At 66.1% G+C, this 17,426-nt stretch carries 16 protein-coding genes; 6 read left to right on the top strand and 10 right to left on the bottom strand.

Going from position 1 to position 17,426, the window contains the following annotated elements; all coding sequences use genetic code 11:
* Position 1: 1 nt before the first annotated feature.
* From DPM35_RS15220 to DPM35_RS15205, 4 genes are all read right to left on the bottom strand, one after another.
* The gene (locus DPM35_RS15220) at positions 2-850 is read right to left on the bottom strand and encodes an ABC transporter permease (protein WP_112128093.1); all 849 of its coding nucleotides are present in this window, start codon (positions 848-850) and stop codon (positions 2-4) included.
* Complete coding sequence (locus DPM35_RS15215; protein WP_112128092.1) at positions 843-1,850, bottom strand: ABC transporter permease; 1,008 nt, start codon at positions 1,848-1,850, stop codon at positions 843-845. Before DPM35_RS15215 ends, DPM35_RS15220 begins: the two co-directional genes overlap by 8 nt.
* Before the next feature lie 183 nt (positions 1,851-2,033).
* Positions 2,034-3,560: an ABC transporter substrate-binding protein gene (locus DPM35_RS15210; RefSeq protein WP_112128091.1), complete on the bottom strand. Its 1,527-nt coding sequence runs from the start codon at positions 3,558-3,560 to the stop codon at positions 2,034-2,036.
* Positions 3,561-3,718: 158 nt separating this feature from the next.
* On the bottom strand, positions 3,719-5,293 hold the full coding sequence (locus DPM35_RS15205; protein ID WP_112128090.1) for a phytoene desaturase family protein: 1,575 nt from the start codon (positions 5,291-5,293) through the stop codon (positions 3,719-3,721).
* Between the two features lie 119 nt (positions 5,294-5,412).
* Between DPM35_RS15205 and DPM35_RS15200 the strand changes: the two genes are divergently transcribed.
* The 5 genes from DPM35_RS15200 to DPM35_RS15180 are packed head-to-tail and all read left to right on the top strand — an operon-like array spanning position 5,413 to position 12,048.
* Positions 5,413-6,204 carry a cyclase family protein gene (locus tag DPM35_RS15200; RefSeq protein WP_112128089.1) on the top strand — a complete coding sequence of 264 codons (792 nt, stop codon included), beginning with the start codon at positions 5,413-5,415 and terminating at the stop codon, positions 6,202-6,204.
* A gap of 15 nt (positions 6,205-6,219) precedes the next feature.
* A complete protein-coding gene (locus DPM35_RS15195) occupies positions 6,220-7,791 on the top strand; it encodes a phytoene desaturase family protein (protein ID WP_112128088.1) in 1,572 nt (523 codons plus the stop codon).
* Entirely contained in the window at positions 7,791-8,273 is a 483-nt protein-coding gene (locus tag DPM35_RS15190; RefSeq protein WP_112128087.1) for a MarR family winged helix-turn-helix transcriptional regulator, read from the top strand. The genes DPM35_RS15195 and DPM35_RS15190 overlap by 1 nt, the downstream gene beginning before the upstream one ends.
* 45 nt (positions 8,274-8,318) lie before the next feature.
* The gene (locus DPM35_RS15185) at positions 8,319-10,472 is read left to right on the top strand and encodes a thiamine pyrophosphate-dependent enzyme (RefSeq protein WP_112128485.1); all 2,154 of its coding nucleotides are present in this window, start codon (positions 8,319-8,321) and stop codon (positions 10,470-10,472) included.
* Positions 10,465-12,048, top strand: a complete 1,584-nt coding sequence (locus DPM35_RS15180; protein WP_112128086.1) for an indolepyruvate oxidoreductase subunit beta family protein — start codon at positions 10,465-10,467, stop codon at positions 12,046-12,048. Before DPM35_RS15185 ends, DPM35_RS15180 begins: the two co-directional genes overlap by 8 nt.
* A 12-nt stretch (positions 12,049-12,060) precedes the next feature.
* Here the strand turns inward: DPM35_RS15180 and DPM35_RS15175 are convergent, their stop codons facing one another.
* On the bottom strand, positions 12,061-12,507 hold the full coding sequence (locus DPM35_RS15175; protein ID WP_112128085.1) for a pyridoxamine 5'-phosphate oxidase family protein: 447 nt from the start codon (positions 12,505-12,507) through the stop codon (positions 12,061-12,063).
* Between the two features lie 254 nt (positions 12,508-12,761).
* Between DPM35_RS15175 and DPM35_RS15165 the strand changes: the two genes are divergently transcribed.
* Positions 12,762-13,031, top strand: a complete 270-nt coding sequence (locus DPM35_RS15165; RefSeq protein WP_112128083.1) for a GCG_CRPN prefix-to-repeats domain-containing protein — start codon at positions 12,762-12,764, stop codon at positions 13,029-13,031.
* A 224-nt stretch (positions 13,032-13,255) separates the two neighbouring features.
* Here the strand turns inward: DPM35_RS15165 and DPM35_RS15160 are convergent, their stop codons facing one another.
* From DPM35_RS15160 to DPM35_RS15140, 5 genes are all read right to left on the bottom strand, one after another.
* Positions 13,256-14,494, bottom strand: coding sequence for a DUF1501 domain-containing protein (locus DPM35_RS15160; protein WP_112128082.1), 1,239 nt, complete (start codon positions 14,492-14,494; stop codon positions 13,256-13,258).
* An 80-nt stretch (positions 14,495-14,574) separates the two neighbouring features.
* Positions 14,575-16,044: a DUF1800 domain-containing protein gene (locus DPM35_RS15155; protein ID WP_112128081.1), complete on the bottom strand. Its 1,470-nt coding sequence runs from the start codon at positions 16,042-16,044 to the stop codon at positions 14,575-14,577.
* A 94-nt stretch (positions 16,045-16,138) separates the two neighbouring features.
* Positions 16,139-16,417 (bottom strand): GCG_CRPN prefix-to-repeats domain-containing protein, encoded by a 279-nt coding sequence (locus DPM35_RS15150; RefSeq protein ID WP_112128080.1) that lies wholly within the window; start codon positions 16,415-16,417, stop codon positions 16,139-16,141.
* 109 nt (positions 16,418-16,526) lie between these two features.
* A complete protein-coding gene (locus tag DPM35_RS15145) occupies positions 16,527-16,970 on the bottom strand; it encodes a periplasmic heavy metal sensor (protein ID WP_112128079.1) in 444 nt (147 codons plus the stop codon).
* Complete coding sequence (locus tag DPM35_RS15140) at positions 16,967-17,410, bottom strand: hypothetical protein (RefSeq protein ID WP_112128078.1); 444 nt, start codon at positions 17,408-17,410, stop codon at positions 16,967-16,969. Before DPM35_RS15140 ends, DPM35_RS15145 begins: the two co-directional genes overlap by 4 nt.
* Positions 17,411-17,426: the final 16 nt, after the last annotated feature.

Below are 17,426 nucleotides of genomic sequence, written 5' to 3'. Positions count from 1 at the left end.
CTCATCGCAGCACCGGATCGAAGCGCGCCTTCAGCGCTTCGCCGAACTGGCTGAAGGAGAGCACCGTGAGGATCAGCGTGATCAGCGGGAACACCAGCACCCACCAGGCCTGGTGGATCGACAGCCTTCCCTCGGCGATGATGCTGCCCCAGGTCGGATCGTCGGTCGAGATCGACAGATTGACGAAGGAGAGTATCGCCTCGACGATGACGGCGATGCCCATTTCGAGCGACAGCAGCGCCACCACAGACGGCAGCACATTGGGCAGCACCTCGCGCAGCATGATGCCGATGCGGCCATAGCCGGCGATGCGCGCGCTTTCGACATAGTCCATGCGCGCCTGGCTCATCGCCTCGGCGCGGATCACCCGGCAGAAGCGGGTCCAGTCGATGATCGCAATCGCAAGGATGACGGAGCTCAAGCCGGTGCCCAGCACGGCGACCAGCAGGATCGCGAACAGCACCGGCGGGAACGCCATCCACACGTCGACGATGCGCGAGATGATGCGGTCGGCCCAGCCGCCGAAATAGCCGGCGATCAGCCCCAGCGCCGAGCCGAGAACACAGGCGGACGTCGCCGCCGCGAAAGCAACGATGAAGGCGATGCGGCCGCCGAAGATCAGGCGTGACAGCAGGTCCCGGCCGAGGCTGTCGGTGCCCAGCCAATAGCCTGGCTCGGCGCCGTCCAGCCAGAAGGGCGGCAGGCGCTCCAGCATCAGGTCCTGCGCCAGCGGGTCCTGCGGCGCGATCAGCGGCGCGAAGATGGCTGCCAGCAACGCCAGCACAAGCCAACCGCCAGCCAGCCACAGCCTGGGACTCAAACCGCGTCGGGCGATACGGGCCTCATCCATGGCGCAGCCTCGGATTGAGCAGCGCATACATCATGTCGACGGTAAGGTTGATCAGCACGAAAAGCAGCGCGAAGACCAGCACGATGCCCTGGATCAGCGGCAGGTCGCGGTTGATGACGGCGTCGATTGCCATGTTGCCGAGGCCTTCATAGGAAAACAGCCGCTCGACGATGACGGTGCCGCCGATGAGGAAGGTGAATTGCACGCCGACCAGCGTCAGCGTCGGCAGCGCCGCATTCTTCAGCGCCTCGCGCAGGATGACCTGCGTCTCGGAAAAACCTTTGACACGCGCCAGCACGACATAGTCGAGGTCGAGCACTTCCTTCAGCGACTGTTTGAGCAACTGCGCGATGATCGCCGCCAGCGGCAGCGCCAAGGCCACGGCCGGCATCAGCATGTGTTTCAGAAGATCCCAGGTCAGGTCGAAGCGCAGCCTGAGCACGCTCTCGACAAGATAGAACTGGGTGACGAAAGGCAGGTCGAGCTCGGGCGACACCCGGCCGGAAATGTCGAAGACAGGCACCAGAACGCCGAACAAAAGGATCAGCACCAGGCCCCAGAGGAAATCGGGGATGGAGAGCGTCGCGCCGCTGACGACGTCGATGCCCGCCTCAATCGGCGTGCCGCGCGAGCGCGCGCCGAGGATCGCGGCAGTGGTGCCGAGCGCGATCGCCATCAGCAGCGCCACGGTCGCCAGTTCCAGCGTCGCCGGCAGCCGGTCGAAGACCAGGCCAAGCACGTCCTGGCGCAGCGAGATGGAGGTCCCGAAATCGCCATGCAGCACGCCGCCGAGCCAGATGAAGAACTGCTGCACGATGCTCTTGTCGAGCCCATAGAGCGCGCGCAGCCGGGCGATGTCGTCATCGCTGGCGCCGGGCGGCAGCATCATGGCGATCGGGTCGCCTGGGGCGACGCGGATGACGACGAAGACGACGATGGCGACGCCGAAAAGCGTCACCAGCATCGTCAACAGACGAACGAGGAATCTCTGCAGCAGCATGCGTGCGTAATCACTCTAAACGGACTCCCCTCATCCGGCCGCTTCGCGGCCACCTTCTCCCCGGTGGGGAGAAGAGGCTGGCTCAGCCGTAGGCGACCTCTTCTCCCCCCGGGGAGAAGGTGGCCCGAAGGGGCCGGATGAGAGGGCCTGCCGGGCGAAGACCGGCAGGAGCAAGGCCGATAATCAGGCCGGGGTCATCAGCGCCGGCAGCAGCGCGCCGGATACGTGCTGCACGACATTGACCTTCTTCGAATGCACGATCGGTTGCGCATACTGCATCAGCGGCAGCACATAGGCCTGCTCGGCGATGTACTTGTCGACGGCCTTCCAGCCGGCGATGCGCTTGGCCTCGTCCTTCTCACCCCAAAGCGGGTTGATCATGTCGACAAGGTCCTTGCTGTCCCACACCGAATGCGGGCTCGGGCCGTACATGGCGAAGCCGGTCGAGGTGGTCGGGTCGCCGATGGAGTTGCCCCAATTGTAGAAGGCGGCTGGCGCCAGCTTGTCGGCGGCGCGCAGCTCGTAATGCTTGGCGATCTCATAGACCTCGATCTTGGCCTCGATGCCGACCTTGCGCCACATGCCGACGATCGCCTGGATCATCTCATAGTCCTTGGGCTTGAAGCCCTTGGTGGTCTGGATGGTGAACTTGACCGGCTTCTTGGTCGAATAGCCGGAAGCGGCAAGCAATTCCTTGGCTTTCTCCGGGTTATGCTCGACCTTGATCGACGGGTCGAAGGCCGTGTATTCCGGCGTCTCCAGCGTTGCGATCGGCTGGCCGTAGCCGCGCAGCAGCCGCTTGACCAAGAGCTCCTTGTCCACCGCCATCACGGCCGCCTGCCGGACATTCTTGTCCAGCATCGCCTCGATGTCGTTGAAGAAGATCATGCCGATGTCGGAGACGTTCTTGATCGAGCCGGCGAGCCCGCTCTTCTTGATGAGGCGGTCATATTCCTCGTAGGGGATTTCAAGCGTCACCTGCGAGGAGCCGGACTCGATCTCGGCGACACGGCTCGCCGCGTCGGTGACGAACTTGATCGTCACATTCTCGAAGGCGGGCTTCGTGCCCCAATAATGCGGATTGGCCTTGAGCCGCAGGAAGGCGTTGCGCTCGAACTTATCGACCATATAGGGACCGGTACCGATCGGCGCCTTCTCGAAGCCGTCCGCGCCGACCTTCTCGTAATAGGCCTTCGGCAGGATGTAGCCGGTCAGGAACGACATCCATTTGAAGTAGACCGGGTCGAACTGCACGACGTCGCCGGTGATCTTGTTGCCGTCGATCTTGAAATTGTTGACGTTCTTCCAGACGAACTGGATCGGGTTGCCGGTCTTCTCGTCGCCGGCCCGCTGCAGCGACCACACCACGTCTTCCGGTGTGAAGGGCGAGCCGTCATGCCATTTGACGCCCTCGCGCACCGTCATCGTCACCTTGGTGCGGTCGTCGTTCCAGCCCCATTCGGTGAGCAGTCCAGGCGTGAAGGAAAGATCCGGCTTCTGGCCGATGATCTGATCGAACACCGACTGATAGAGGCCCTGGATGGTCGGGTTCACTGCCGAGGGGCCGGTGGTCGGATCCCAGGACGGCAGGTTGACATTGTAGGCGATGGTGAGCTCGCCAGCCGCCTTGGCCGCCCTCGGCAGGCCGAGCGTCGCGGCACCCAGCGCCGCGGCGCCATATCCAAGCAAGTCACGTCTGTTGATGGTCATGGTCGTTCCCCTTGTTGGTTGTCTTTAGTTTGCGCGGCGTCATCGATCCGTCTGTTCAGGCACCCGGGCAACCGCGCGCTTCCCGTCCTGGAATTCTAGCTCTTTGGTGGAGCATGATCTTTCTCCGAAAGCCGGTTCCCACTTTTCGGGATCATGCTCTAGTTCCCTCCCAGTTGTTGGGCGAGCATGTAGCCGGAGCCCGCGCCCGTGCCGGCGCCCGGCCATGTCGCCGCGCCGGTGAGGTAGAGGTTCGAGACCGGCGTGTTCCAGCGTGCGAAGGACCGCGCCGGGCGGAAGAGGAAATTCTGCGACAGATGGTGGCTGCCGCAGATCTGGTCGCCGCCGACGAGGTTCGGGTTTTCGCGCTCGAGATCGAGCGGCGAGAACGTCGCGCGGCCAAGGATCTTGCTGCGCAGCCCGGGCGCATAGCTCTCGATGATATCGAGCACGCGCTCGGCATAGGCGTCCTTGACCGCATCCCAGTGGGCAGGCGCGATCTTGCCGGCTGCGTCTCCGGCAATCTCCGCCGGCAGCATGCGCACCTGAACCCACAGCACATGCTTGCCTTGCGGCGCTCGTGAGGGATCGACCGCCGTCGGCTGGCCGACGACCAGCACCGGCTGGTCGGGCAGCAGGCCGGCATTCGCCTGCTGGTAGGTGCGCGACATGGCGTCGAGCGAGGGCGCCAGATGCACATAGGCGAACCGGCGAAGCTCCGCGCCGGCGCTCCAGTCCGGCAGGTCGTCCATCGCCAGATGGATCATCATCGTACCCGGCGCGTGACGGAATTTCTTCATCGCCGCGTCGAAGCCGGCGTCGCCGGAGCCATTGGGCAGCAGCTTGCCCGGCAGCGCTTTCGGCGCGACGCCGGCAATGACGGCCTTGTTCGCGTTATGGGTTTCGCCGGATGCCAGCCGCACGCCGGTTGCCTTACCGCCGGCCACCATAATCTCGGCGACATCCGCGCCGGTCGTGATCTGCCCGCCGGCCGCCTTCAGCATGCCGGCGAGCGCGCCGACGATCGTATCGGCGCCGCCCTTGCCCAACACCATGCCGAAACTCTGGTTGGCCATCGATTCCAGGTAGGGGAATACGGCACCGCCGGCGATGTCGGGCGCGAAGTCGAGATGCATGCCCCAGGCGGCGAGCGTCGTGCGGACATGCGGCGTCTCGAAATTTTCCTCAAGCCATGCACGCGGCGATGACAGCAGCAATCGGGCCGTATCGAGCGCGCCGGCGAAGCCCTTCTTGCGCCAGAGATTCCAGCCCGTGCCGGCCAACGCCCTTGCGCTCATCGGTGAACCCAGCAAGCGGAACAGATGTTCGGCCTCACCCGGGAAGGCGGCGACCAGTTTTCGCCATGTGGCCGCGTCCGCCGCGGAGAAGGCGGCCAGCCGCGATGCGGTCTTTTCAAGGTCGTTGCTGACGCCGAACCATTTCCCATCCGGGAAGGCGCTGGCGAAACAATCGGCCACGGGCGCGAACTCCAACCCGTGGCTTTTCAATTCATTTGCATATTTCCGGTGGAAGGCGGAGCCCGCAAAGAGGCTCAAATTCATCGCGCCGAAATCGTGGCGGAAGCCGGGAAGCGTGTATTCGGCAGTCCGCACCGCACCGCCGATCGCTTGGCTGCGCTCGAAAACCGCTATTTTCCAGCCTTTGAGCGCCAAATGCGCGGCGCATGCCAGACTGTTGTGGCCCGCCCCGACAAAGATGGCGTCGAACTCGCTCACGCCCCGCCCCAAAATGCTTTATGCTTAAAGATAATTGCAGATGCATATGTTTTCGTCTAGTAGGTATATTAAGGGCCGCAACGAGCCTTGATCATCAGAGACAAGAGGGAACAAAGACCATGGACACGCAGAAACTCCTCGGCGAGGTCGCCGGCCAACTGCTCTCGGGCGACATCAAGGTGGTCGACCTGACGGCGCCGCTCGGACCGAACACGCCGCTGATCAAGCTGCCGCCGGAACTCGCCGTCGACACGCCGAAGGTCGAGATCCATGAGATTTCCAAATACGACAAGAACGGTCCGTGGTGGGCCTGGAACTGGCTGAAGCTCGGCGAGCATTCGGGCACGCATTTCGACGCGCCGCAGCACTGGATCACCGGCAAGGACTATCCGGACGGCGCCACCGACACCATTCCGGCGCAGAATTTCATCGGCCCGGTCAACGTCATCGATTGCTCGAAAGAGGCCGCCGCCGATCACGATTTCCTGCTCACCGTCGACCACATTAAGGCCTGGGAGGCCAAGCACGGCGCCATCAACCCCGGCGAGTGGGTGGTGATGCGCACCGACTGGTACAAGCGCAACGGCTCGGAAGCCGAGTTCCTCAACGCCAACGAGACCGGCCCGCACACGCCCGGCCCGACGGCCGAGGCCATCCAATTCCTGATCAGCAAGGACATCAAGGGCTGGGGCTCGGAGACGATCGGCACCGATGCCGGCAAGGCCGGCGGCATGGAGCCGCCGTTCCCGGCGCACACGCTGATGCACAAGGCCAATCGCTACGGCCTCGCCAGCCTCTGCAATCTCGACCAGCTGCCGCCGAAGGGCGCGATCCTGATCGCCGCCCCGCTCAAGATCGAGCGCGGCACCGGCAGCCCGATCCGCGCGCTGGCGCTGGTGCCGCGGGGTTAAGCCAAGGCCACGACGATGAGCGACGTCGATCACATCATCGTCGGCAGCGGCATCAACGCCCTGGTCTGCGCGGCGATGCTTGGCGCCAAGGGCGCCAAGGTGCTCGTGCTCGAGCGCAACGACCGGATCGGCGGCTGCATGCGCACCGAGGAGGCGACAGTGCCGGGCTTCGTCCACGATGTGATGGCGACGACCTTCGTGCTGTTCATCACCTCGCCGGCCTTTGCCGCGCTCGGCAAGGACCTTGCGCGGCACGGGCTGGATTTCTGCCACACCGCCACACCGACCGGCGTGCTTCGGCCCGACGGCAGCCATGCCGTGCTCACCACCGACCGCGCCGCCAACATCGCGGCGCTGAACCGGATCGTCTCCGGCGACGGCGACCGTCACGGCACCGATGTCGGCGACATCGAGCGCAATGCCGGCTTGCTGTTCGGCCTGCTCGGCGGCGCGCTCTGGTCCTACCCGACAACCAAGCTGCTGGCCGGCGAGGCTTGGCGGCGCGGTCCGCGGAACCTCGCCGCCTTCATGGGCGAGGCGCTGGTGCCGGCGCGCGGCTGGCTGGAAACGACTTACAATTCCGATACCGTCCGCGCGCTTTGGGCGCCCTGGGTGCTGCATGCCGGACTTGGGCCGGAGGACGCCTTCTCCGGCCAGATCGCCAAGGTCATCGCCTTCGCGCTGGAGGCCGCAGGCGCGCCGATCGTCAAGGGCGGCGCGAAAAACCTGCTCGCCGCCTTCGAGGCGCTGATCAAGGAACGCGGCGGCGAGATTCGCGTCAATGCCGATGTCGCCTCCATCGTCCAGGCCGGTGGCCGCGCCTCCGGCGTGCGGCTCGCGTCCGGCGAAACGGTGACGGCCACGAAGAGCGTCATCTGCTCGGTCACGCCGACACAGCTTTACGGCCGCCTGCTCGGCAGGGACGCGCCGGAGGCGGCAACCAAGGCCACGCAGGCCTATCGCTATGGCAAGGGCAATTTCCAGGTCCACTATGCGCTGAACAAGCCGCCCGCCTGGCGCGGCGGGGGCCTCGACAAGGTGGCGCTGCTGCATCTGACGCCGGGTTTGGACGGCGTTTCGAAAGCCTGCAACGAGGCGGTGCGCGGCCTGCTGCCGGAAGTGCCGACCATCTGCGTCGGCCAGCCGCACGCGCTCGATCCCTCGCGCTGCCCGGAAGGCAAGGCGATCTTGTGGTTGCAGCTTCCGGAAGCGCCGCGCCACATCAAGGGCGATGCCGCCGGCAAGCTGAATGCCCCGGCTGATGGGCGCTGGACCGAAGCGTTGCGCGAAGCCTATGCCGACCGCGTCGAGGCGATCCTCGCCAGCCACATCGACGGTTTCCGCGACACGGTCATCGCGCGCCGCGCCTATTCGCCGGCCGACCTCGAGGCGATGAACATCAATCTGGTCGGCGGCGATCCCTATGGCGGCTCGTCCACCATCGACCAGTCCTTCCTGTGGCGGCCGTTCAAGGCAAGCCGCAACCACGAGACCGGCATCAGGGGCCTCTACCATATCGGTGCCTCGACCCATCCCGGCGCCGGTCTCGGCGGCGGCTCCGGCTTCCTTTTGGCGGGGAGGCTCTGATGGATCAGAAACCTCTCGAAAAGCGTCAGCGCATCTCGACCCTCGGCCAGATCGGCCTGCAGCAATTCGCCCCCTATCTGATGAACCGCATCATGGGCCGATACAACGCCACTTTGCGTGACGACTTCCGTAAGCAGGGTCTTACCATTCCCCAGGTGCGGACGCTCGCCGTGCTCTCGGTCACCGACGGCGTCACCGTCAACGACCTCTCGGTCTATACGGTGATCGAGCAGTCGACCTTGAGCCGCACGCTCGACACGCTGGAAGGCCAGGGCCTTGTGCGGCGCGAGCAGGGCGTCACCGACAGCCGCATCCGCCATGTGTTCCTGACCGATGAAGGCCGCGCGCTGTTCACCCGCGCCTGGCCGGCCATGCATGACGCGTTCGAAGCGATGTTCGACGGTGTCGACGATGCCGAATATGCCGCGCTGATCGCGATCCTGCAGAAGATGCTGAAGAATATCCGCAAGCACGACATCTGAGTTGACGTACGCGCCGCCTGGTTGCGGCAACGGAAGGAGGCAGAGATGGCCGAACGGTCTTTTGCCAAGGAAGTGGAAAAGCTGAGGTTAGGGGCCGGCGAGGAATTCGCCGGCGAGGGCATCCTCGCCATCACCAAGGCGCTCTTGCAATGCGGCGTCGGCTATGTCGGCGGCTATCAGGGCGCGCCGATCAGCCATCTGATGGATGTGCTGGCCGACGCGCAGGATATCCTGGGCGAGCTCGGCGTGCATTTCGAGGCAAGCGCCTCGGAGGCGACCGCCACCGCCATGCTTGCCGCTTCGGTGCATTACCCCATCCGCGGCGCCGCCACGTTCAAGTCGACGGTCGGCACCAATGTCGCGTCCGACGCGCTCGCCAATCTGGCGTCCGGCGGCGTCACCGGCGGCGCGCTGATCATCGTCGGCGAGGACTATGGCGAGGGCTCCTCCATCATGCAGGAGCGCAGCCATGCCTTCGCCATGAAGAGCCAGGTGTGGCTGCTCGATCCGCGCCCGAACCTGCCCTCGATCGTCAAGGCGGTCGAGGACGGCTTCGAGCTGTCCGAGGCGTCGAACACACCCGTGATGCTGCAGGTGCGCATCCGTTGCTGCCACGTGCATGGCCACTTCATCGCCAAGGACAACAAGCGCCCGCCAATGTCGGTCGCCGACGCGCTGGCGGCGCCGCGCCGCGACACCGGCCGCATCGTGCTGCCGCCCGCCTCCTTCCTGCATGAGAAGGAGAAGGTCGCCAAGCGTTGGCCGGCGGCGGTCGATTTCATCAAGAGCCGCAAGATCAACGAAATGTTCGGGCCGGACCACGGCTCGGTCGGCATCGTCATGCAGGGCGGCATGTACAACTCCGTCATCCGCGCGCTGCAGCGGCTTGGCCTTGCCGACACCTATGGCGATACTGACGTCCCGCTCTACGTGCTGAACGCCGTCTATCCGCTGGTGGACGACGAGTTCCTGTCCTTCTGCGAAGGCAAGCAGGCGGTGCTGGTCGTCGAGGAGGGGCAGCCCAACTACATCGAGCAGGCTTTCGCGGCCATGCTGCACAAGGCCGGGCGCGGAACCAGGCTGGTCGGCAAGGAGCATCTGCCGATGGCCGGCGAATATACCGGGCAGGTGATGCTCGACGGCATCGGCTCCTTCCTGCGCGCCAATGCCCCGCATCTCTTGCCGGGCGAGGTGCGCGCGCCGAACAAATTGGGCGAGGGCGTCGATACCGCCGATCTCATCAACGTCGTGCCTGGACGTCCGCCGGGCTTCTGCGTCGGCTGCCCGGAGCGGCCGATCTTCGCCGCGACCAAGCTTGTCGAGCAGGAGCTCGGCAAGCACCACATCGCCTCCGATATCGGCTGCCATCTCTTCTCGATCATGCCGCCCTTCGAGCTCGGCGCCACCACCATGGGCTACGGGTTGGGCCCGGCCTCGGCCTCGGCCTTCAACTCGCCGGACGCCAAACGCCGCTCGATCTCTTTCGTCGGCGACGGCGGTTTCTGGCACAACGGCCTCACCTCCTCGATCGGCAACGCCGTCTTCAACAAGAATGACGGCGTCATCGTCATCGTCGACAACTTTTACTCCGCAGCCACCGGCGGCCAGGACATCCTGTCCTCGCGCGCCAACAACCGCACCAAGTCGACCAAACATCCGATCGACGAGGCGGTGAAGGGCATGGGCGTCAAATGGCTGCGCCACATCGACCGCACCTATGATGTCGGCAAGATGCGCGCCGCTCTGCGCGATGCGCTGACCACCGAGGAGAAGGGGCCGAAGGTCATCGTCGCCTCGTCCGAATGCATGCTCAACCGCCAGCGCCGCGAGAAGCCGCTGGTCGACAAGGCGATCAAGGGCGGCGAACGCGTGGTGAAGCCGAAATTCGGCGTCGACGAGGATATCTGCACCGGCGATCATGCCTGCATGCGCCTCTCCGGTTGCCCATCGCTGTCGGTGAAGTCGCTCGACGATCCGCTGCGCGACGATCCGGTCGCATCGATCGACCAGAACTGCGTCGGCTGCGGCAATTGCGGCGAGGTGGCGGACGCCGCCGTGCTCTGCCCGTCCTTCTACCGCGCCGATGTCGTCCACAATCCCGGCCGCTGGGACCGTTTCCTCGAAGGCGCGCGCCGCGCCGTGATCGGCCTGTTGCAGCGCCGCCGCGAGAGCCGCCGTTTGACGTTCGCCCATGCTTGACCCCAGCGCAGCGCTGCGCCCGAAGACGGGCGCCTCAAACGACGAGCGCGTGATAAAGCTCGCCGTGCTCGCCGTTGGCGGCCAGGGCGGCGGCGTGCTCGCCGACTGGATCACCGACGTCGCCGAGCGCAGCGGCTACATCGCCCAGTCGACATCCGTGGCGGGCGTCGCCCAGCGTACCGGCGCCACGATCTACTATATCGAGATGGCCCGCGACACCGGACGGCTGCCGGTCTTCGCGCTGTCGCCCTCGCAGGGTGATGTCGATATCCTGATCGCCGCCGAGCTGATGGAGGCGGGCCGCGCCATCATCCGTGGCTTCGTCACGCCTGAGCGCACGACCCTGATCACCTCTTCGCACCGCATCGCCGCCGTCTCGGAAAAGATCGAGCCGGGCGATGGTCGCGCCTCGTCGGAAAAGGTGCACGCGACGGCTGAGGCCGCGGCCAAGCGCCTCATCACCTTCGACATGGAAAAGATCGCCGCCGACAACGGCACCATGATTTCGGCCAGCCTGCTCGGTGCCTTGGCCGGGTCCGACGCGCTGCCGTTCCCGCGCGAAAACTACGAGCAGGCGATCGGCGCCGGCGGCCGCGGCGTCAAGGCAAGCCTCGCCGCCTTCGGCGCTGCCTGTGATCGCGCGCGCGGCATCGCGGCCGCGCCGTCGGGCGAGAAGGCGTCGGCGCCTGCCGCTTCCGAGGTCCAGGCGACGCCAAAGGTCAGCGGCCCGGAAACCCTGCTGAAGGGCTGGCAGGTTCTTGCGGCTCGCGTCACCGCACTGCCGGAGCCGGTGCGCGACATGGCCGAACGCGGCCTGAAGAAGGTCGTCGATTTTCAGGACATCGCCTATGGCGGCGAATATCTCGACCGGCTGGACAAGGCGCTCGCGCTGGATACGCCGGAACGTGACTATGCGCTGTCGATCGCCGCGGCCAAGCATCTCGCCAACGCCATGTGCTACGACGACATGATCCGCGTCGCCGATTTGAAGACGCGCTCGACCCGCGACAAGCGCGTGCGCAGGGAGGTAGGCGTCAAGGAAGGCTCGGTGTTGCAGGTCACCGAATATTTCCACCCGCGCATCGAGGAGTTCTGCGGCACGCTGCCGGCGGGGCTCGGCAGCTACATCGAGAACCGCCCAAAACTGGCCGCCTTCCTCGACCGCCGCATCAATCGCGGCCGCCACATCCGCACCGACAGCTTTACCGGCTTCGCCATGCTCTGGTTCATCGGCGGCCTGCGCCGCTGGCGCCGCCGCCTGCTGCGCCACAAGGTCGAAGCCGAGCATCTGGAGCGCTGGTACGAACTGGCGCTCAGCCATGCCCGCCAGGACTACGCTTTGGCCACCGAGATCCTGAACTGCCGCCGCCTGATCAAGGGCTACAGCGACACCCATGCCCGCGCCCAGTCGAAATTCGACCGCGTGCTCTCGGCGCTGCCGATGCTCAAAGGCCGCGACGACGCCGCCGACTGGATCCGCCGCTTGCGCGAGGCCGCGCTGAAGGACGAAAAGGGCGACATGCTGGACGGCGGGCTGAAGACGGTGGCGACGCTTGGCGACAGCCCGGTTCAATAACCGTCGAGCAGCTTATTCAGTCGCCTCCCGTCCCGAAATCTGCTCGACAAAAATCCGGAAAAAGATATGCGGCATGCTGCTCGAGGCGAGAGGCGTGACGGGCTTGAGCGCGCCGGGCTCCCACCAGTCGGTGTGTTTGCTCAACACCGACCATGCATGATCGCACTGAACTTTGTGCCCGATCCGGTCCGGCAGTTCCTCATAGCGGCCGTCGACGACCACGCTTTTCCACCCCCGCCCCTGCGTGTGTTCCGCCACTTGTACGCACACCAAGGGATTGGCCCGCATCCAGTCGACCTTCTTGCCGACCAGGGAGAAGGCGTAGAGGTGACTGTCGGCATAGGCGTAGTTGAAGGGCACGACATACGGTTGTCCGTCCTTAACGCATGCCAAGTGTCCGGTGCGGTTTGCCGCCAGCAATTTCGTGCATTCCAAAGTGGAGAGCGTGCGGATCATCATCGCTATGAACTCCCGTCTTCAACCGGCCTTCAGCCTTGAGAATCTCCGTCGATCGGTTGTTCCGACGCTAGCCCACGGCACATCCCCGCTCATTGATATGGATCAATTTGTCAGGAGCGAAGAAGGCCTGCCCTGCGTACCGCCGGCCGGTCTGCCCCAGATTGAAGCTAACGAAAATGTGATCCGTCCCGCTCCAACGGATTTCGGCGATGTCCTCCGTTTCACGGCGGTAGGATGAATTACGGAGACAACGCATGTTCCCAAAACACTTGCTGCCCATTGCCTTGACCGCCGGCACTTTGATGCTGTCAGCCGTCGGCTCTGAGGCCATGCCGCTTGTCAAGCCGGGCGCTGCACCGCTGCCGGTCGAGAGTGTCGGCTGGCGCTGCGGTCCCGGCTGGCACATGAACCGCTGGGGCAGATGCGTGCCGAACGGCCGCGTGATCATCCGCCCGATGCATGTGCGCCATTGGCACCCCGGCTTCTGTCATCACGGCCGCTGGCACCCCGGTTTTTGGAGCTGATGATAGCTCCCCGATCGCCGTCGACGCCCGCGCCGGCAACGTCGCGGGCGGTTTGGCTAAGGTCCCCACGCACAGGTTCGAAACCTCCGCGCCAGCGTTCGTGATTGGCCGAGGCCCCTCAGCCTCGTGATCCTCGGGTCTTCGCGTCCGCTTCGCTCCCGCTCCGCCCGTGGATTACGAACTGACGGGCGCCGAAGGTCATCGCTGACCGGCAAACTCAGGGCTCACCCCACCAAATCCCGCATCGGCCTCACCGCAGCCGACTCCGGAAACACCTTGTCGCCAAGCACCGCCGCCGACAGCCCGAACTGGTCGGCAAGCAGCCCCTTCAGCACCGCGCGCACGTCGCTGGTCGGCCCGAGGTCGCGGCCTTCATGGAGCTGCGCCGGCTTCAGTCCCGGCCAGTCGGCGATGACGCGGCCGCCCTTGATCGCGCCGCCGGCGAGCAGCACCACCGTGCCGGTGCCGTGGTCGGTGCCGACAGTGCCGTTGATGCGCGCTGTGCGCCCGAACTCGGTGATCGCGACGATTGCCGTGTCCTGCCAACGCTCGCCGAGCCCCTTCTCGAATTCCTCGAAAGCGCCGTCGAGGCCGCCGAGAAGATTGGCGAGCCGGCCGGTGGCGCCGCCTTCGTTGACATGCGTGTCCCAGCCGTCGAAGGCGAGAGCCGCGATGCGCGGCCCGTCATCGGCCGCCATCAGCCTTGCAGCACCTTGCGCCGACTGCCGCATGCCGGCGGCATTGTCGAGACCGCCCTTGGGCTTCATCGTCTTGCCGTCGAACTGGTCGCCCATCGCCATGCGGTCGGCGTCCAGGCCTTTCTGCAGTGCTGCCGCCAGCACCGGATCACGATGATTGTAGAGGTCGAGCACCCGTTCGGCCAAGGCATCGCCGGGGGTCGGCAGGGCCTGCGGCGCCCAGCCGAGCACAGGGGCGGCGCCGCGGATCACCAGCGGCGTCGAAGGTCCGACCGCCAGCCCGCCGAGCTTCGCCACGCGCTCGCCCGCCGGCATAGTGGCCAAAGCCCGGTTGAGCCAGCCGGTGGTGGCATTGCCGGGGCCTGGCAACCCGCTTTCCAGCACGTCCTGGCCGTCGAAATGCGAGCGGTCGCGGTAGCCGGTCGCCGCCGCATGCACCACCGCCGCCTGACCCGCTCTGAACAGCCGCGCAAAAACCGGCATTGCCGGATTGACGGCAAAGAAACCGTCGAGCGGCAATGCCGGGTTGGCGCCTGAGAGTGAAAGCGCGATGTCGCCATGCAGGCCGGCATAGTCCGGATCGCCGATCGGCCCGACCGTCGACAGCCCGTCCAGCGCGCCGCGCAGCACGATGACGATCAGGCGCGGGTCGCGCTTGTCGGCCGCGCGCGCGAAGCGCGGCAGATAGGCCCAGGCGAACAGCGCGCCGCCGGTCATCAGCATCGCGCGGCGGGACAGGCTTGGGGTTTCGCAAAGAAGGCTCATGGCCGCATCTCCACTAACTCTTTGTTTTTACGCAATTCCGAACCAAAACCGCCGCACACTTTTCCTGGAATTGCTCCAGGTCACCGCCGTTGGAATTCCGGCGCCATCAGCAACAGGGCCAGGCCCTGCTGTTTGGATTCGGCGCGCGAAATCGCCTGCCTTGTCTCGGCAGAGACGGACGTGCCGATCAGTGACTCAAGCATCTCGTCGGGATCGCCGATGTCGTCCGCCAGCTTGGCGGCCTGCCAGGCGATGTCCAGCCGCGTCTTGAGACCTTCGGCGGAGGTCCATGCGTCCGTCAGGTCGGAAAAGCCGTTCGGCCCCGGCGGCTGCCACAGCGGCTCGCCGAGCACGCTCAGCCAGCGAAGCGACCGTTGCGGTTCGTTGCCGGCGGTGGCGCCGACCGCCCGTCGCAGCGCCACGACATAGTCCAAGGGCGAGCGCAGCTTCGTGAGCGGCGTCGACCAGGCTTCTGGCATGTCGATCAGCGTCAAGGCGATCGAGCGCAGGTCGCCGTCGGTCTTGGTGAAGACCGAGGCCAGGCGGGCGACAGCCGCTGGGGGCGGATCATCCGCGATGAAATGGCGCGCAAGCTTGGTGGCGATGTGCCGCGCGGTGGTCGGGTGGCGGGCAATGTCATTGAGCGCTGCCTCCGCCTGGCCCATGCCGCCGTCGGGATAGGTCTTGCCGAGCAGCACCGCCTGGCCCGGCTGGTGCGCGTTGGCGTTGAAGACGAAGCTTCCCGGCTCTCCCAGCCGCCCCTCGCGTCCGGCCATGGTCCAGCCGGTCAGCATGGCGGCGAAACTGGTGACGTCGGCCTGGGCATAGCCGCTGCCGACGCCCAGCGTGTGCAATTCCAGGATCTCGCGGGCAAGGTTCTCGTTGAGGCCGCGTCCGCGCCTTTTGCCGGCGCGCGACTCCGGGCCGATGGACTGCTGGTTGTCGAGATAGAACAGCATGGCCGGATGATGCTCGACCGCCAAAAGCATATCGGCGAAGCGGCCGAGCACGAAGGGGCGGATCGCCTCGCGCTCGAAGGCACCGGCAGAGGCCCGCACGACCGGCGCCTTGGCGGCGGAAACGCAGAAATGGTTCGACCAGAAGCCGACCACCCTCTCGACGAAACCGGGCGTCGCGGCGAGCGCCTTCTCGAACCGGGCCTGCGCCTCGTGCCGATAGATATCGGCCTCGACACGCGGCACAGCGGGCTTGGCCTTTGCCACGGCCGGGCCGGCCGGATCATCGGCCGCCATCGGCTGCATGGCGGCCGCCGCCTTCTCATCCCGCGCCTCCTTGCGCTCCATGGCCGCCGTCATGCTGGCCTGGATCGCCGCCGTGCTGTCCAGCAACCCGGCATCCTTCGGGTCGTCGGGGGAAATCAGCGCGATGTCCCGCTGCTTGAGCTCGGCCTTGAGGTAGCCGCGCGGATCGGCGGCGATCTTGCCGAGCTCGTCGCCCGGTCGTGCACCGAGGCCGAAGCGGTGAAGCGCGACCAGCGCCGGATCGGGCGGCGTTGCATTTGATGCGGGTAAGGCCAATCCAGCCTCCATCTCGCCGGCCGGCGCTCGCCGCGTCGACCGGAATGTCCTCGTCGTCGGATGGCTTCACGACGCCGGCCGCAGCACCGGCGTCATGAGCGGGCCGTCACCAGCGGCGCCAGTGGTGATGATGCCAGACCGGGCCGATATAGACGCGCGGTCCGCCCCAGTAGTAATAGCCGGGATAGACGACGCGGCGATTGGGGACGCAGCGGCCCCAATAGTTGGGATGCCAACCCGGACCGCAGCCCCAGGCGACATGCTCGATCATTGCCGGCGCGGCGGGCGCAACCGGCGCGATCGGCATGGCCGAGGCAGCACTTGCCGCGACCGTCCCGCCGACGGCGAGCGCGGCCGCAGCCGAATATTTCGTCAGACTGTTCATGGGTTACTCCCGAAGTTCCGAGGTTGAAGAGAAACCTGCCGGCATCGACTGACGGCAGGCCTGTCCCTCTTTCCCTTGAACGGAGCGCGTTCGCTTTTTCCGTCGCCGCCTATGGCGATTTTTTTGCAGGCGGCGGCTGCCTGCCGGCGCGCCGCAACAGGGCGTCCGCCAGCAACTGGCGGTCCTCCGCCGATCCCGATGCGGCGAACTCGACGATGCGCTGCTCCAGCCGGGCGCGCACGGTGACGTCCGCATTGCGCGCCCGCTCGAGCGCCGCCGCAAGGGCGGCGGTGTCGAGCGTCGGCTGCTGCAGAAGGTTCGCCGCCTCCCGCCTCGCGGCCTGGCCGTCGAGGATCACGTCCCGCGATTCCCTGCGCACCTCGCGCAGTGCCTGCCGGAACGCCTTGCGGTCGGCGGCCGGCAGCCTGCCGCCGGCCGATTCCAGGGAATAGCCCAGGTTGGACTTGCCGATCAGCCAGCCGGTCCCGCCGGCGAGCGCGCCAATCAGAAAGACGTTGAGCACCAGGGATGCCGCGACGAGACGGGGGCTCATAGATCCTCCTCGGTCTGCTCTGGACCCGCATCGCCGAACGACGTCGCGTTGGCGTCCATGACGTAATGGTCGGATTGGATGTCCGGATTGACCACGGTCACCAGCGCCAGCCCGGCTACGGCGCCGGCGAGCCCGACACCGGCGAGCCCGAAGCCCAGCCACCAGAACCGCCGGCGGCGCTCCTGCCTGACTTCAGTCGCGGCCCGTGCGACCACTGCGCGGTGGAGCGCCGCACTGGGGACCTCGACCCGATGCCGGTCGAGCATGGCGTCGAGCCTGCCGGCGCGCTGCAGGATGGCTCGGCCTTGCTCGGTCTCGGCAAACAGCACGGCGGCGGCCTGCTCGGCCGGCGGCCAGCGGTGCAAGGCGCCGCCATAGGCATCCGCCAACGCGGCAAAGCGCCCGGCGTCCATCGGCCCGCCTGTGGTTTTCTCAGCCATCTTTTTCCCCCTTCCA

Origin of the sequence: Mesorhizobium atlanticum, assembly GCF_003289965.1 — a bacterium.
Lineage (GTDB): Bacteria > Pseudomonadota > Alphaproteobacteria > Rhizobiales > Rhizobiaceae > Mesorhizobium > Mesorhizobium atlanticum.
This window is presented reverse-complemented; position numbering and strand designations above follow the sequence as displayed.

What these genes read in the sequence shown, in the direction of transcription:
- DPM35_RS15220 (WP_112128093.1), bottom strand. Translation starts at nt 850, where the DNA reads ATGGATGAGGCCCGTATCGCCCGACGCGGTTTGAGTCCCAGGCTGTGG.
- DPM35_RS15145 (WP_112128079.1), bottom strand. Translation starts at nt 16,970, where the DNA reads ATGAGCCCCCGTCTCGTCGCGGCATCCCTGGTGCTCAACGTCTTTCTG.
- DPM35_RS15165 (WP_112128083.1), top strand. Translation starts at nt 12,762, where the DNA reads ATGTTCCCAAAACACTTGCTGCCCATTGCCTTGACCGCCGGCACTTTG.
- DPM35_RS15210 (WP_112128091.1), bottom strand. Translation starts at nt 3,560, where the DNA reads ATGACCATCAACAGACGTGACTTGCTTGGATATGGCGCCGCGGCGCTG.
- DPM35_RS15150 (WP_112128080.1), bottom strand. Translation starts at nt 16,417, where the DNA reads ATGAACAGTCTGACGAAATATTCGGCTGCGGCCGCGCTCGCCGTCGGC.
- DPM35_RS15175 (WP_112128085.1), bottom strand. Translation starts at nt 12,507, where the DNA reads ATGATGATCCGCACGCTCTCCACTTTGGAATGCACGAAATTGCTGGCG.
- DPM35_RS15200 (WP_112128089.1), top strand. Translation starts at nt 5,413, where the DNA reads ATGGACACGCAGAAACTCCTCGGCGAGGTCGCCGGCCAACTGCTCTCG.
- DPM35_RS15180 (WP_112128086.1), top strand. Translation starts at nt 10,465, where the DNA reads ATGCTTGACCCCAGCGCAGCGCTGCGCCCGAAGACGGGCGCCTCAAAC.
- DPM35_RS15190 (WP_112128087.1), top strand. Translation starts at nt 7,791, where the DNA reads ATGGATCAGAAACCTCTCGAAAAGCGTCAGCGCATCTCGACCCTCGGC.
- DPM35_RS15215 (WP_112128092.1), bottom strand. Translation starts at nt 1,850, where the DNA reads ATGCTGCTGCAGAGATTCCTCGTTCGTCTGTTGACGATGCTGGTGACG.
- DPM35_RS15160 (WP_112128082.1), bottom strand. Translation starts at nt 14,494, where the DNA reads ATGAGCCTTCTTTGCGAAACCCCAAGCCTGTCCCGCCGCGCGATGCTG.
- DPM35_RS15195 (WP_112128088.1), top strand. Translation starts at nt 6,220, where the DNA reads ATGAGCGACGTCGATCACATCATCGTCGGCAGCGGCATCAACGCCCTG.
- DPM35_RS15140 (WP_112128078.1), bottom strand. Translation starts at nt 17,410, where the DNA reads ATGGCTGAGAAAACCACAGGCGGGCCGATGGACGCCGGGCGCTTTGCC.
- DPM35_RS15185 (WP_112128485.1), top strand. Translation starts at nt 8,319, where the DNA reads ATGGCCGAACGGTCTTTTGCCAAGGAAGTGGAAAAGCTGAGGTTAGGG.
- DPM35_RS15155 (WP_112128081.1), bottom strand. Translation starts at nt 16,044, where the DNA reads ATGGAGGCTGGATTGGCCTTACCCGCATCAAATGCAACGCCGCCCGAT.